The 14,416-nt window shown below is 40.4% G+C and carries 15 protein-coding genes; 2 read left to right on the forward strand and 13 right to left on the reverse strand.

From position 1 onward, the window contains the following. Positions 1–57: 57 nt before the first annotated feature. Positions 58–912, reverse strand: coding sequence for an EcsC family protein (locus J2S07_RS13810; protein ID WP_307150998.1), 855 nt, complete (start codon positions 910–912; stop codon positions 58–60). A gap of 106 nt (positions 913–1,018) precedes the next feature. Continuing rightward, positions 1,019–1,480, reverse strand: coding sequence for a tetratricopeptide repeat protein (locus J2S07_RS13815; protein WP_370872834.1), 462 nt, complete (start codon positions 1,478–1,480; stop codon positions 1,019–1,021). A gap of 218 nt (positions 1,481–1,698) precedes the next feature. Here J2S07_RS13815 and J2S07_RS13820 point away from each other — a divergent pair, with 218 nt between their 5' ends. After that, the gene (locus tag J2S07_RS13820) at positions 1,699–2,205 is read left to right on the forward strand and encodes an FUSC family protein (protein ID WP_307151000.1); all 507 of its coding nucleotides are present in this window, start codon (positions 1,699–1,701) and stop codon (positions 2,203–2,205) included. A 75-nt stretch (positions 2,206–2,280) separates the two neighbouring features. On the opposite strand, the gene J2S07_RS13825 is transcribed toward J2S07_RS13820, so the two are convergent. The 7 genes from J2S07_RS13825 to sppA form a co-directional block, all read right to left on the reverse strand. Further along, positions 2,281–3,468 (reverse strand): acetate kinase, encoded by a 1,188-nt coding sequence (locus J2S07_RS13825; RefSeq protein WP_307151001.1) that lies wholly within the window; start codon positions 3,466–3,468, stop codon positions 2,281–2,283. Between the two features lie 279 nt (positions 3,469–3,747). Then, positions 3,748–4,731 (reverse strand): class I SAM-dependent methyltransferase, encoded by a 984-nt coding sequence (locus J2S07_RS13830; protein ID WP_307151002.1) that lies wholly within the window; start codon positions 4,729–4,731, stop codon positions 3,748–3,750. A gap of 206 nt (positions 4,732–4,937) precedes the next feature. Further along, positions 4,938–5,438: a thiol peroxidase gene (gene tpx / locus J2S07_RS13835; RefSeq protein ID WP_307151003.1), complete on the reverse strand. Its 501-nt coding sequence runs from the start codon at positions 5,436–5,438 to the stop codon at positions 4,938–4,940. Positions 5,439–5,617: 179 nt separating this feature from the next. Further along, a complete protein-coding gene (gene ytfJ / locus J2S07_RS13840) occupies positions 5,618–6,121 on the reverse strand; it encodes a GerW family sporulation protein (protein WP_307151004.1) in 504 nt (167 codons plus the stop codon). A 15-nt stretch (positions 6,122–6,136) separates the two neighbouring features. Beyond that, a complete protein-coding gene (locus tag J2S07_RS13845) occupies positions 6,137–6,829 on the reverse strand; it encodes a DUF2953 domain-containing protein (protein ID WP_307151005.1) in 693 nt (230 codons plus the stop codon). 100 nt (positions 6,830–6,929) lie between these two features. Further along, entirely contained in the window at positions 6,930–7,340 is a 411-nt protein-coding gene (locus J2S07_RS13850; RefSeq protein WP_307151120.1) for an RDD family protein, read from the reverse strand. Between the two features lie 146 nt (positions 7,341–7,486). After that, complete coding sequence (gene sppA / locus J2S07_RS13855) at positions 7,487–8,497, reverse strand: signal peptide peptidase SppA (RefSeq protein ID WP_307151006.1); 1,011 nt, start codon at positions 8,495–8,497, stop codon at positions 7,487–7,489. A 256-nt stretch (positions 8,498–8,753) separates the two neighbouring features. Here sppA and J2S07_RS13860 point away from each other — a divergent pair, with 256 nt between their 5' ends. Beyond that, entirely contained in the window at positions 8,754–9,554 is an 801-nt protein-coding gene (locus J2S07_RS13860) for an NAD kinase (protein WP_307151007.1), read from the forward strand. A 54-nt stretch (positions 9,555–9,608) separates the two neighbouring features. Here J2S07_RS13860 and rarD read toward each other — a convergent pair whose 3' ends face one another. The 4 genes from rarD to J2S07_RS13880 form a co-directional block, all read right to left on the reverse strand. Beyond that, on the reverse strand, positions 9,609–10,541 hold the full coding sequence (rarD, locus tag J2S07_RS13865) for an EamA family transporter RarD (RefSeq protein WP_307151008.1): 933 nt from the start codon (positions 10,539–10,541) through the stop codon (positions 9,609–9,611). A 113-nt stretch (positions 10,542–10,654) separates the two neighbouring features. Beyond that, positions 10,655–12,256 carry an amidohydrolase gene (locus J2S07_RS13870; RefSeq protein WP_307151009.1) on the reverse strand — a complete coding sequence of 534 codons (1,602 nt, stop codon included), beginning with the start codon at positions 12,254–12,256 and terminating at the stop codon, positions 10,655–10,657. Between the two features lie 59 nt (positions 12,257–12,315). Beyond that, positions 12,316–13,896, reverse strand: coding sequence for an acyl-CoA synthetase MbcS (mbcS, locus tag J2S07_RS13875; RefSeq protein WP_307151010.1), 1,581 nt, complete (start codon positions 13,894–13,896; stop codon positions 12,316–12,318). Positions 13,897–14,107: 211 nt separating this feature from the next. Continuing rightward, the gene (locus tag J2S07_RS13880) at positions 14,108–14,311 is read right to left on the reverse strand and encodes an alpha/beta-type small acid-soluble spore protein (protein WP_307151011.1); all 204 of its coding nucleotides are present in this window, start codon (positions 14,309–14,311) and stop codon (positions 14,108–14,110) included. Between the last annotated feature and the right edge of the window lie 105 nt (positions 14,312–14,416).

The raw sequence follows: 14,416 nt of genomic DNA on the forward strand, positions 1-14,416 counted from the left end.
TGGGTTTCTTTAGTATTGCCTTTTTTAGATGCTGGTGGGTTTAAAATTTCCAATTCCTTAGATTTTTGGGCTTGACATATTACCGCAGGACTTTTCCAGTAAATATCTCATCTGATAATATTTATGGGCAAAGTCTGTCACCCTTTTTGTGAGCTGATAGTTCATCCCTGCTCCAATCGCCATACTCACGAGTGGTATTCCTTGAAGTCTTTTGTTCTTAAATAAAAGAATCGTCACCGCCTTTAAAATTTGCTTCAATGGCTGTTCGATCCATTGAATATCTGTTATTTCCTCTTCGCCATCATAAAAATAATGCTCATTCGTCGATTGCCATTCATTCATCAGCTGCACCCAGCCATCCCCTTGCATTCTTGCAGGTAAGGTAGCTGCATGAAACACCTTCAATGAGGTCATCATTTCAAAAGGGTTATTTACTTCATTGCCGTAGGCCATCGCAATTAATTGCACCACGCGTAGGTTGATGATTGCAATAGCTGGTATATCGGTTCCAAGCAGCAACGGACTCCCTGTTCCAGATAGTCCCCCTTGTACAAAGGAATAGAAGCGATGACGAGTCATTTGCTGCTGGGCTATGTATTGAAGCTGGTCTATCGAAAGCCCTTTCAAATCCCCAATTTCACCAATATCCTCCTGAAACATTAGTCCAGCAGAAATAATTCTCCCCTTCGCTTGATGCTGAAATTCACTTCCCTGTATCAAGGCATGAAGATGAAAAAGCCAGGTATCAAGCACTGAAAAGAACTCCTTTTGCGTTTCAAGGGGAAGCAATGAGAAAGCGCGATCTAAATATTTTTCGTATGCTAAGATTAAATCATTGGACTCATAGCTAAAAAGACTTTGCTCCCAGTCCTTTATTTCATTTATCAGCATTTGCTCTCTTTCCGTTAACATGAACAAACCTCCTAACTACGCCATACTAAATTTCAGTATAGCATAGGAAGGAGGTGGAAATGAAAAGTGGGCTTTGAATCAAAAGCATTTTCACGAAAAATACAAGTTATTTCCAAACCTGATCCAATTTATCTGAGTAAAAACTTATCGCTCTCTTATAGTTCAAAATTTCTTCGTCCTTTGTTGTCTCTAATAAACAGTTCAGCAGCACTTCCATGGCCATTTGATGTTCACTCAAATTATATAAGGTCATGGAGTAGAAAACTTGCATTGCTCTATTATCAGGAAATAATTCAAGCCCCTTCAAAAAAACACTCTTTGATTTTTCATAATCCCCCAATGTCCGATAGGTGCTACCCAATCCGAGTAGAGCCCCTTCTAAATCTTTACCCGATAACCCTAAATCAATGGCTCGCTCATAAAAAGGGACAGCCTTAGATTCTTCCCCTAATAAATCACAGCTCCAGGCACATTGATAATTCACAAATGCATCGTTTGGAAATTTTTCAACTAAAGCGAGCAAGATTTCATTCGATTCCTTTGCATGACCGTTTTTCCGCAACTCCATTGCTCGAGTAAGTTCCTCTTTCACTTTTTCCACTCCCCCAAATCATAGCTACCGATTGAATAAACATTCACAATAATTAGACTGAAAAAATCGGGTAATGTTTCAAAAATAGGCCTGTTAAATCCAAAAAATCAAATTAATAGAATAGAAAAATCCGCACATACTGTTATTAAAAGTGCATGCGTTTTGTTTAAAAGTCTTATTAGATTGAGGGGAAAATGGAGAAAACACTAAGTAGCGATGCGAACAAAAACATTTCAAGTCTAATATGGAAGATGGCTCTAGGCTCTGCAATTGCATGGGAAATATCAAAATTCCTTGGTTCTGAGCATCCTTATTTAGCGCCATTATCTGTCATATTATGTCTTCAATCCTCATTCAATAAAACCCTTCGCCTCTCCATCCGACGTATGATGGGGACGATCCTTGGGATTATTGTGACGGTTCTCATTGCAGGCCATCTGAAAATTAACGGAATTAGCTTAGGAATGCTGATATTGATCGGTTGTTATGTGGCAAAATGGTTGAAGCTAGATAGGATTGTCATTCATCAAGTGGCCATCACCATCTTATTTGTCTTTGTGTTCGAAAAACAATCTCACCTCTATGCCATCGATCGCTTAAGGGATACTTTCGTTGGTGTCATCGTCATTGGTTTGATTCAGTTCATTTGGTTTCGCTTTATCGCCAAGGAGAATCATCTCAAACCCAAGCGAAGCTCCTAAACAAAGGAACCCCCTATGATGTTGAAAGGTTCAGCATCATAGGGGGCTTTTCATTGTGGATTTTTTTAGCCATGATTAATGACTTAATCTCATGACATCCCTTGCGATCATAACTTCCTCATTCGTTGGGATCACCATTACTTTTACCGGTGAATGTGGATAGCTAATAAAGGCTTCCTGGCCACGAACTTTATTAAGGGCAGGATCAAAATACACACCCATAAATTCTAGACCTCTAAGAACACGCTCACGGATGGCAGAGCTATTTTCGCCAATTCCTGCTGTGAAAATAATCGCATCCACCCCATACATACGAGCGGCATAGGAGCCAATATATTTGTGAATGCGGTCTGCAAATACCTGTAGAGCTAACTCTGCACGGTCATTTCCTTTTGCTGCTTCTTCTTCAATATCTCTTAGGTCGCTTGAGAAGCCAGATACGGCAAGCATCCCACTCTTCTTATTAAGAACATCAAGTACTTCTTCAGCAGACTTATGGGTCTTTTCCATAATATATGGGATTAACGCTGGGTCAATATTTCCTGAACGAGTTCCCATGGTTACCCCTGCAAGTGGTGTAAAGCCCATCGAAGTATCAATCGATTTTCCGCCTTGGATGGCAGCAATACTAGCTCCATTTCCTAAATGACAGGAAATTAAGCGCAATTGCTCCAAAGGACGACCGAGCATCTCCGCAGCACGCTGGGATACATATTTATGTGAAGTACCATGGAATCCATATTTACGAATGCCATACTCTTTATAATATTCATACGGCAAGCTATATAAGAAAGAATTCTCCGGCATCGTTTGGTGGAATGCTGTATCAAATACTGCCACCGCTGGCACATTTGGAAGTACCTCTTTGAACGCTTTAATTCCAGTCACATTAGCTGGGTTATGAAGTGGTGCTAGTTCTGAAAGTGCTTCAATTTTACTCAATACTTCGTCGGTAATTAGAACTGAATCGGCAAATTCCTCTCCACCGTGCACAACCCGATGTCCGATCCCTTCAATCTCATTCAAGGACTTGATGATTCCCTCAGATGTCAAACGATTTAACAGCATCTTAACCGCAACACTATGGTCTGGAATGTCAGTTATTTCCGTTTTTTTCTCACCATTCACTGTTATATTAAAAATGGAATCCTTTAATCCGATTCTCTCAATTAAGCCTTTTGTGATAACTTCCTCACTCGGCATTTCAAATAACTGAAACTTAAGAGAAGAGCTTCCTGCATTGATCGCAATTACTTTTGCCATGATTTCCGCCCCTTTATATGTATTTATGCTCCTACTTATTTTGTTCAAGTAAGGCTATTTCTATCTCCAATTTCTCATTTAATCATTGTCTCTCCTTCAATTCAAGATATAGCATAAATTGGGACCGCTTTCACCCTAAAGTAATTATTTTCTGTTTTTTAAACATAAATTTGACGAAGAAGTGAACAGAATAATGAATGCACTTTCATTTCGCTGTGTATCAACTAGGAACACTGGGATCAAAAAAACCGTCACAGCTGCAACGGTTTCATTTATGAATTATTTATTTTCGGCGATCCAGCCGTCAATTTTTTGCAGCACGCTTTCCACTGCTGTTCCTTTCGATAGACTTGGAAGATTGACGAGAAGAACCTGCTTTGGCGCTTTAAGTCCCTCTTCCTTTTTCTGAAGGATGAGGATGCTTTTCGCTGCATTTTCATGGCGGAACATCGTCATAGGAAGCTGTAAAATAGCCTGAATATATGCATGGTCCTGCAAATATTGATGAAGCTTTGGTGCTTCCACACTCTCAAAAAGTCCATTCGGAATTAAGAAGAAGAGATATCCTCCAGCTTTTGTATATTTCATGCTCTGTTCAATAAATAGATGATGCGCATAGGAGTGACCCTTATCTGCCTTGAGATGATAATCAGCAGCGCGAACATCATTCGGATAATATCCAACGGGCAAATCACTGACAACAGCATCTGCCAATTCAATAAATAACGGCTCTAGACTATCTTGATTGAAAAGCTGAATCGGATGCTGCTGTAAATTCGCATTCACATAGGCAAGCTTAATGAGTAAATCGTCAATATCTATGCCGATTCCCTCTACATTTTTTCCAGCCTGCTGATTCATAACGGTTGTTAAAAGGTTTCCCGTTCCAACAGCGGGATCAAATAATAGAAAGGACGACTTGGTCACAAATTTATTCACTAAATAGCCAATGAGCAGTCCGATCGAATCTGGAGTCATCTGATGGTTGGGCTGGACACTTTCCTTCATTCCCTTAAGGATAGCCAGTTGAAAGGATTTGCGTATTTCCTCCACCGTATAGTCCTGAATATTTAATGCTTGGTAGCTCTTTCGCAATCTTCTTAATGTCAGCTCACTGATCTCTTCTTGCAGAACGGATTGCTGAAAAATGTTTTCACCTGTCTCCGCCAGCGCTTCAAGAAAAGATATGCCTAATTCCTCTTGGAGAAGTGCTGCCGTTTGATTAAATACCGTAAATAAATCCTCTACCGGAGTAATTTTCACGTTACTTTCCTCCTTTTTCTAACTTTCTATTTTAACGGGAAAATTTATGTAGCACAAGCGGGGTCTAATTTTTGCGGCACTAGTTTACAGAGGTTTTCATACAACCGATGTTCAGTAAAGAACTTCCTTCTTCGAGCTCTGTCTAAAAGACAAGCAAGACCCCGAACGTTTCGAGGTCTTGTGTTTAAGCTTTTGCTTGTTATTCCTTATTTCGCTGCTTTAGCCGCTTCAATCGCTGCTTCATAATTTGGATGGTCTGTTGCTTCACTTACATATTCCACATATGTAACGGTGTCATTTGAATCGACAACAAAGACAGCACGAGCTAGTAGGCGCAATTCTTGAATCGCTACTCCATAAGCTTCACCAAACGAAAGATCGCGATGATCAGACAAAGTTTGTACATTTTCAATTCCTGCAGCTGCACACCAGCGCTTCTGAGCAAAAGGCAGGTCAACGCTTACCGTTAGAACCTTCACGTTCCCTAGACTTGCTGCCTCCTCGTTAAAGCGACGAGTTTGAGCATCACATACTCCAGTATCAATAGAAGGTACCACACTGATTAAACGAACATGACCCTTTGAGTCATCTAGTGTAACAGGGGATAAATCATTTGCCAATACGGTAAAGTTCGGAGCTTTATCGCCTACCTTCACCTCTGAACCTAGTAATGTAACAGGACCACCTTTAAATGTAATTGATGCCATTTTCCATCCTCCTTACCATCATATGTACAGTGTAAATCATAAACGATTCCCCAGCATAATTGCAAATAATTGCTACCAATATTTTCATTCCATTTGAATATACAAAAGTGCAAGCGCCTTGGTCAGCCCCACAAGCACAGCAAAAAAAATAAGCTCCCGCGAAAGGAGCTTCTATCTTTTTAAAGTTCCAAATCCTGCTTTGGTCCACCGTACTCTGGATTTTGATATTGGTTCTTTTGATTTTGTTGATTTTGTTGGCTGCTTTGACTATTTTGTCCTTGTCCTTGACCAGATCCATTTTTATTAGAGAACATTTGCTGAATTTTTTCAACCGCTTGTGGAGCCAAATCAAGAATCCGTTCATATAAATGGGTGCTTTCATCCAAATGAACCATTTTTACCTCTTTGGAATTAACAATCAGGAAAGCAATAGGAGTAATGGAAACACCACCACCGCTACCGCCTCCAAAAGGATGCTTAGCTGCCCCCTCTTCCTTTTGACCATTATCGATAATAAATTCGCTACCTCCAGCAGCAAAACCAAAACCAACCTTTGACACCGTTAGTATTACAGAACCATCTGGTGTTTCTACTGGGTCTCCTATAATCGTATTGACATCGATCATTTCCTTTAAATTTTCCATTGCAGTTGTCATCAAACCTTGAATTGGATGCTCTGTCATTCTGCTTCCTCCTTCTTAAACGGATTTTGTCTTACTTGAAAAAATGGATAATGGCTTTGATTTAAAGTTGGGTCGTCCGCCCTTCCAAAATTTGATTAGTTTAATACCTGCAAAAATAGCATGCCCGATTCGAAAATGGAGCATACATTGAAAAGAAGTTTGGCTTATGGCCCGATTGAATTCTGGTGTGATCATAATTTTAGGTATCGTTTTAACCTTCATTAATGTGCTAATAAGCCCCAAAAGACTTCCTTTAGCCGTCCAAAACGCACCTGTAAGCATGCCTGTATAAGCAGCATCTCCGACTCCAACTACCGTAATCCATTCGATCCTTGATACGGTTACTTTTTTCAAAAAGGAGCGAACAATCTTATAAAAACCAGAGACATGCTTCAAAAAATGCTGCATATCTTGAATGCTATGCAGAATTTCTTCTGCTGTAAATTTTACTTTTTCATGTTTTTTATCTTTTTCCTCATTGCCTACTCCAACCTTTTTGTGAACAACTAGGCTCGGGGAATCCTCCGCCACTTTTATCACAGGAACATTGACCTTGTACTTTAGAAGGCCAAATAGGGCTCTGAGGGTAATCTCTAAGTGATCATTATCATTTCCATGGTAATAATCAATAAATACCTTCAATTTCAAAAATAAAATTGTACAGAGTATTAAGATAATGACAACTAATGATAAAAGAACCCATATCATCCCGCTCACGACCTTTCAGCCTACCATTATCGACGAAATAAAAAAAAATAAACCTGCCAACGAATGTTGACAGGTTTGTAATACAGACTAGTGACAAAACCTATTTTTCATGTACGACTGTTGTATCAGAAAACAAATCATGAAGTCCTTGCTTTTTTGGTAAAAATGCAACAACCGCATAAGTAATCCAGATCGTGGTAGAAATAAAACGACCGATCCATTCACGGAAAAGAATCGTACTCCAAGACAATTTGTTCCCCTTTAAATCAACAACCTTCAATCCAAATGCCATTTTTCCAAGGGTTTGGCCGAAGAACTTCGTCATTAGGACAAAATAAGCATAAAAAGTAATAGCCGTCGCAATCGAAATAGGAGCAAACATACTAATGGCACTTAATTCAAGATCGAACGCACGAAAAACGGGGTTGATCAAGATGCGATCAATGCTTCCGATGACAATAAGATCTAAAATATAGGCCCAGAATCTCATCCAGAATCCTGCATATTTCATATTTGGAATCTCTTTGTTCCGATCCGTTTCTATTGGAACAAGCTCCTCCTCTTTCGCAATCTGTGGAAGGGAATGTCTGGAGTCTAATGTTCTATCTTGAGTCAAACCTTGTTCATAATCCTTTGAATCCATTTTGACCTTCCCTCCTATTCAGCATATAAATACATCAGACGTGGAGAATGAGACTTCGATAAAATTTGAATCAAATCCGAAATTTCATGCTGCTCGCCCATCATTTTTTGCGCTCCCATGCTGAACAAAGAACCAAATCCAAAGGATTCTGTATAACTCACGACTTGAGCATCCTTTAATTTCTGTTCCTTCTTCACAACCTCAACAACATCGCTGAAATAACCGAAGCCATCTATCAAATTCAATTCTTTTGCTTGTCTGCCATCATAGACTCTTCCGTCGGCGATCTTTTTGACCTGTTCCTTCGTCATTCCTCTTCCTTTAGCAATCACATCGACAAAGCCTTCATAAGAGTTATTAATCATCTCTTGAAGAATATTTCGTTCCTCCTCAGTCATTTCCCTTGTTGGGCTCATAATATCCTTATACGGACCACTTTTAATGGTGACAAATTCAACCCCGTATTTTTCCGCTAAACCAGAAAAATTATAGCCCTGCATGATAACTCCTAAAGAACCTGTTAATGTTTCTGGCGTTGCATAAATTTTATGAGCCGGTGCGGAAATATAATAGCCGCCAGATGCAGCCATGGAGCCCATGGAAATATACACAGGTTTCTTTGCCTCTTCCTGTATTTCAACAATCTTGTCATGAATTTCCGCACTTTCGACAACGCCACCGCCTGGCGTATTCACCCGTATGATAACCGCCTTCACGGTATTATCATCTTTGACATGCTCCAATTTTTCCATGAAGGAACGGTGATTGTAGCCCTCACTGGCGAAAAAGGAAGTCACATCCCCCGTATCCTGAATCGTACCATTCAACTCCAATACAGCGATTTGATTAAAAACATCGCCTTCTTCAATAACTTCCTCTACGAATAATTCGTCACTCGCACCAAATAGTTCATCTAAGGATTTCTCAAAATTGCCAAATGCAAAAGCAGAGAACATATTGATTGCAATTGAGAAAAATAATAGAACTGCTGCTATTCCTAAAGCAGCCCAACGTTTTCCTGTCATTCCTCTTCCTCCTTTGGAATCATTAAGAAAGGTATTATGGGTTCACCATCAAACTTGAACTCCTACACAATATAAATCTTATCCTCTGGTTCAGACATCAATGTCAATTACCCTGTAATATTTACGGGATACCTTTCAAAATGTTTCAAAAACCATTACACTTATTTAGAGAGCCTTTTCCAATTATGGCAAAATTAATAATGAATATCTAGAGTATCTTTAGAAAAAATTCAACTACATACGGGAGGATGACAAGATGGCTAAACGCAATAATGTATTTTTATTTCATAAAAATAATGAAGAATTGTTGGAAATCGTTCGCCCTTTTTACGAGCATGCAGAGAAATATGGCTTTTCCATTGTCACGGATCACAAGCAAGCAAATATTATTATCAGCTTTGGAGGAGATGGGGCGTTCCTGCAATCCGTCAGAAAAACTGGATTCCGTGATGATTGCCTGTATGTAGGGATTTCAACTAAGGATAGTCCAAAGCTATATTGTGATTTTCACATAAGTGACACCAAAAAAATTGTTGAGGCGATGGCGAATGAACAGCTGGAGGTTCGACGTTATCCGACCGTTGAAGTCACCATTGATAATGAGTTCACCGTCCATTGCTTAAATGAATTTAGTCTTCGTTCATCCATTATCACCACGATTGCGATGGAAATATATATTGACGATTTTCTTTTCGAAACATTCAGAGGGGATGGAATTATTGTAGCCACTCCAACAGGCAGTACAGGCTATAATAAATCCGTCAATGGGGCCATTGTCGACCCGCTCCTTCCATCCATTCAGGTGAGCGAGCTTGCCTCATTAAATAATAATCAATTTCGTACGCTTGGATCATCGTTTATTTTAGGTGGAGATCGCGAGCTTACAATCAAGATCGTTCAGGATGGAAATGATCATCCAACAATGGGAATGGATAATGAAGCGCTCAGCATCCAAAAGGTTGAGGAAATCAAAGTCAAGCTAAGCGATAAAATTATTAAGACCGTGAAACTAAAGGATAATTCCTTCTGGGAAAAAGTTCAAAGAGCCTTTTTATAAAGGCTCTTTGTATATTTCTCCTATAACAGGTTTTCAGAAACAGTAAATTTTCACTTATGCTCCTAGTCCCTTCCCTTTTTTCCATTTAGATTCAATGGATACGATAAGCCTTGTCCGTGATAATGAATAGACGGTTAGCGCACCCCAAATAAGCATAAAGGACAATAGATGTATTCTTGAAAAATGCTCGCCGTAGAAGAATACTCCTAAAATGAGCGTCAGTGTTGGAGCGATATACTGTATAAAGCCCAGCATGGAAAGCGGAATTTTCTGAGCTCCCATCGCAAAATATAAAAGTGGCACTGCCGTAGCTAACCCAGAGCCGATCAGTAACAAATCTGTCGCAACGGATACGTTGAGAAAAGCAAGGTTCCCCTGGAAAAATAAATAGATGATGTATCCTAGGGCAATCGGCATGACCACCATCGTCTCCAGTGTCAATCCAATTGTTGAATCTACTGTAATAAGCTTTTTCGCTAAACCATAAAAACCAAATGAAAATGCAAGTGCAAGCGAAATCCATGGAATCTGTCCATAGGAAACACTTAAAATAATCACACCTGCTATCGCCATGAAAAAGGATAGATACTGGGCAGGAGATAACTTTTCTCTTAGGAAGATGACTCCTAGTATGACGCTCACAAGCGGATTGATATAATAACCTAAGCTTGCTTGAATCATATGGTCATGATTGACAGCCCAAATATAGACAAACCAGTTACCGCTCACCAAGAATGAGGCGGTAATAAGTGTCCAGAGCTGTCTTTGATTTTTCCCGAAACCCTTCACGGTTACAACGAATTTGGACCATTTTCCTGTTATAAGCAAAAGAAGAATCATCAGAACAAAAGACCAAACGATTCGATTGGCGAGGATTTCATCTGCCTTGACATCGTGCAAAAGCTTCCAATAGATTGGAAGAATTCCCCACAGGAAGTAGGAGAAAGCTGCTTGAATGACCCCTAATTTCATTTCTTTATCTTTCATCGCTACGCCTCTATTCCTTCTAGACTCGAAATATCTCCATTATAAACACAAATAGATACAACTTCCATCCTTTTTAGATCGTTTCGCAAAAAGAAAGCAGAGGGCATCAATAGCTAAACTGTCTCTTTTCTAGAATAAACCATTTCCCCACCGATGACGGTTTTCTCGACCTTTATCTTAAGTAGCTCATCAGGCCGGCATCCGAAAATATCCCGATCGAGAATGGTAAAATCCGCTAGAAAGCCTTCCTTAATCATTCCCCTATCCTCCCCATGACAAGCAGCAAATGCACTTCCTTTCGTATATAAGCACACCGCTTCATAGATGGAAAGGGCTTCTTCTGGCCGATAGGCGATTTGGTTTTCATCGGTCGGACTCGTTCTCGTTACAGCTGCATGAATTCCAAGCAATGGAGAAATGTCCTCTATAGGCGCATCAGAGCCACCAGCACAATGCAAATTCTCCTCCAAAAGTGTCTTCCAAGCATAACAATACTTCATCCTGCTTTCACCAATCCTATCTGTCACCCATGGAAAATCAGATGCTACAAAGCTTGGCTGCAGATCCAAAATGATTGGTAGCTTCTTGGCACGATCAATCAGATCCCTTCGTAATATTTGAGCGTGTATGAGCCGATCCTTCCCGGGCACGTTCAAAGGATTTTCCTCGATCGCCTGTAGCGTCATTTCAAAGGCTAAATCCCCTATTGCATGGACGGCGATTGGCATCCTTAGCTCTCTAACCTTTGCAACAAGAGCATTTAGCTCCTCCTGCGAGAATATGGCCACACCATTTGTTGTCAGGTCATCGGCATAAGGATGGCTTAATAGTGCCGTTCTTCCCCCTAAGGAACCATCAGTGAAAATTTTTATCGCTCCGAATTCAATCCATTCGTTTCCTTTTAGAAAATGCCCACCGGCCTTTTGGAAATCATCCATTACTTTATGATGAACGAGCAAATGGGCACGAAAATGAGTTCCTTCTTCTTCAATGACTTCTCTAAAAATATTGTATGTTGGGCCAAACCCGTTATAGTAGGATAAATCCTCTGTATGCCCTCCTGTTAAGCCGTGGCTGTGGGCATCCCGAATCGCAGTTCGAAGTGCTCTTTTAAGATATGAATTAGTGGCCTTCGGAACGGCATCTAAGACAAGAGATTGAGCCTCTTCCTTGAAGATTCCATTTAAGGCCCCATCTTTATCCTTTCCGATAACACCTTCCACCTGATATTCTTTTCCTTCTACGATCGAGGCTTCCTCTAAAGCACAGGAATTAACGACTAGTGCATGGCGGCAAATTCTTTTTAATAAAACAGGATGGTTCGAAACCACTGCATCAATATCCGAACGAACAATGGGTTCAGCCTCTTCCCACAAATTTTCATTCCAACCCTCACCGATCACCCACTCCCCGCCCGCAACACTCTCAGCATAATTCTTCACAGCCTCTAATACTTCCCTTTTTGAACGATATCTGGAAAGATCGAGGCGGATGAGCTTTTCCCCGTGACCGATGAGGTGTAGATGACTGTCGACAAATCCAGGGAGCAAGGTTTGACCATTTAAGTTGATTCTTTTTGTGATCTTATATTTGATTTCAAACTCTTGAATATTTCCAGTTGCAATAATTTTATCATTTTCGGTTAAAATAGCTTCAACCTGATGCCCCTCCTCCGTCATGGTGTAAATCGGGCCTCCATACCAAAGCGTAAACATTTCATTCCCTCCCCAAAAATAAAGGTGCAGACAAAAAATAGTCTGCACCCTTATTAATTCTACTTCGCACTTTCTAATTCCTTTTGCCTTAATTCTATACGCCTAATTTTTCCCGACGTTGTTTTCGGTAGGTCGGAAACGAATTCAATTCTGCGCGGATATTTGTATGGAGCCGTTAAGCTTTTTACATGCTCCTGTAGTTCTTTGATTAGACTAGGATCTCTCTCGTCAACCCCATCTTTTAGCACAACGAAAGCCTTTACGACATGACCCCTTATTTCATCTGGACTTGCTACAACCGCACATTCCTTCACAAATGGATGCTTTACAAGGGCATCCTCCACTTCAAACGGTCCAATCGTGTAGCCTGAACTAATGATGATGTCATCACCACGCCCTTCAAACCAGAAATAGCCGTCTTCATCCTTTTTCGCTTTATCCCCTGTTATATAATATTCTCCCCTGAATTGCTTGGCCGTCCTCTCAGGGTCCTTGTAATAATGCTTGAACAACGCAGGAGTATCGATATGGACCGCAATATCCCCGACTTCTCCCGGTTCACATGGTTTTCCATCATCATTGACAATTTCAACACGGTTCCCTGGAATTGGCTTTCCCATTGAACCGGCTCTTAATTCCATACCCTTTGTTATGCCAACTAAGAGTGTATTCTCGGTTTGACCGTATCCATCACGAACATCGATGTTGAAATATTTCTTAAACGTATCAATGACATTTCTGTTCAAAGGCTCTCCAGCAGAAACCGCGCTGCGAAGATGAGCGAGCTTATAGTCCTGTAGGTTTTCTACCTTCGCCATCAAACGATACTCTGTTGGGGTACAACAAAGAACATTCACAGCATATTTTTCAAGAAGCTGTAAATATTTATTTGGTTCGAATTTACCATGATAGACGAGACCTGTTGCACCCGAACCAAGGACAGAGAGGAAAGGACTCCAGATCCACTTTTGCCATCCAGGTCCTGCCGTTGCCCATACGATGTCGCCCTCTTCAATACAAAGCCAATTCGGTGCCGCTGCTCGCAAATGTGCATATGCCCAGCCATGTGTGTGCACGACACCCTTTGGATTCCCAGTCGTTCCTGACGTATAAGAAAGAAAAGCCATATCCTCTTTATCTGTATTTGCTAAGGGCAGTTCATCAGAAGCTTGAGCCATTTCATCGTCCAAATGGATCCATCCCGGTTCTTGCTTGCCGACTACAATCTTAGAAAGATGATCAATTCCATCCACCTCAGCAAATTGTTCAACATACAGATGGTAGCTAATGATTCCTTTCACATCCCCATGTGAAATGCGGTATTGAAGGTCTTTCGTTTTGAGCATTTCGGAGCTTGGGATGACGACAAGTCCGATTTTTAGAGCAGCTATGTAGACCTGATAAGCTTCGATCAATCTAGGAACGATTACTAGCACTACGTCCCCTTTTTCCAGACCGCTGTTTGTGAAGACATTCCCGATCCTATTTGCATTCCTTATCAGGTCTTGATAGGTTATTTGCTTCGTTTCCCCGTCTTCTGATTCCCAGATAACCGCAACCTTCTTCGAATCCTCCGCAAACCTTTCCATTTCAGAAACTAAATTATAGCTACTCGGTGCTAACAAGTCTTCCCGTCTCATTCGAACTCCCCCTAAAAATTGAATTATTATCTAGTCATAATATCAAGTGTTAATTTTATTTTATCGATTTTTCCGAGTAATTTCTAGTTTTAGTTTTTGAAATTTATTTGAATTTGGCTTTTTTTCTCAAGAAGTTCATTGGAAAACAGCCTCGAAAAAATAAAAAGGAGCGGGCCGAAACCCACTCCTTGTAGCCATTTTATTTATTTTTTTATTTGTAGCCGCCGCCTAATTGAGATTGAGCCATTGATACTAAACGCTTTGTAATTTCTCCACCAACAGAACCGTTAGCGCGAGAAGTTGTGTCAGCCCCAAGGTTAACACCAAACTCTGTAGCAATTTCATATTTCATTTGGTCGATTGCTTGTTGAGCACCAGCAACTAGTAGTTGGTTTGAACTGCTGTTGTTTGCCATAGGATATCACCTCCTTGTGAATATAGAGTGTGTTATCCGTATGGTGTTCATTCAAAAAAAACATTGGTAAATTGTTTCAATCAAGACTTGCCAATCTTGTAAATT

The sequence above is a fragment of the Anoxybacillus andreesenii genome, assembly GCF_030813005.1.
GTDB classification, from domain to species: Bacteria; Bacillota; Bacilli; order Bacillales; family Cytobacillaceae; genus Robertmurraya; species Robertmurraya andreesenii.

Coding starts and splice junctions, on each gene's coding strand:
- J2S07_RS13810 (WP_307150998.1), bottom strand. CDS start 912: ATGTTAACGGAAAGAGAGCAAATGCTGATAAATGAAATAAAGGACTGG.
- J2S07_RS13815 (WP_370872834.1), bottom strand. CDS start 1,480: ATGGAGTTGCGGAAAAACGGTCATGCAAAGGAATCGAATGAAATCTTG.
- J2S07_RS13820 (WP_307151000.1), top strand. CDS start 1,699: ATGGAGAAAACACTAAGTAGCGATGCGAACAAAAACATTTCAAGTCTA.
- J2S07_RS13825 (WP_307151001.1), bottom strand. CDS start 3,468: ATGGCAAAAGTAATTGCGATCAATGCAGGAAGCTCTTCTCTTAAGTTT.
- tpx (WP_307151003.1), bottom strand. CDS start 5,438: ATGGCATCAATTACATTTAAAGGTGGTCCTGTTACATTACTAGGTTCA.
- ytfJ (WP_307151004.1), bottom strand. CDS start 6,121: ATGACAGAGCATCCAATTCAAGGTTTGATGACAACTGCAATGGAAAAT.
- J2S07_RS13845 (WP_307151005.1), bottom strand. CDS start 6,829: ATGATATGGGTTCTTTTATCATTAGTTGTCATTATCTTAATACTCTGT.
- J2S07_RS13850 (WP_307151120.1), bottom strand. CDS start 7,340: ATGAAATATGCAGGATTCTGGATGAGATTCTGGGCCTATATTTTAGAT.
- sppA (WP_307151006.1), bottom strand. CDS start 8,497: ATGACAGGAAAACGTTGGGCTGCTTTAGGAATAGCAGCAGTTCTATTA.
- J2S07_RS13860 (WP_307151007.1), top strand. CDS start 8,754: ATGGCTAAACGCAATAATGTATTTTTATTTCATAAAAATAATGAAGAA.
- rarD (WP_307151008.1), bottom strand. CDS start 10,541: ATGAAAGATAAAGAAATGAAATTAGGGGTCATTCAAGCAGCTTTCTCC.
- J2S07_RS13870 (WP_307151009.1), bottom strand. CDS start 12,256: ATGTTTACGCTTTGGTATGGAGGCCCGATTTACACCATGACGGAGGAG.
- mbcS (WP_307151010.1), bottom strand. CDS start 13,896: ATGAGACGGGAAGACTTGTTAGCACCGAGTAGCTATAATTTAGTTTCT.
- J2S07_RS13880 (WP_307151011.1), bottom strand. CDS start 14,311: ATGGCAAACAACAGCAGTTCAAACCAACTACTAGTTGCTGGTGCTCAA.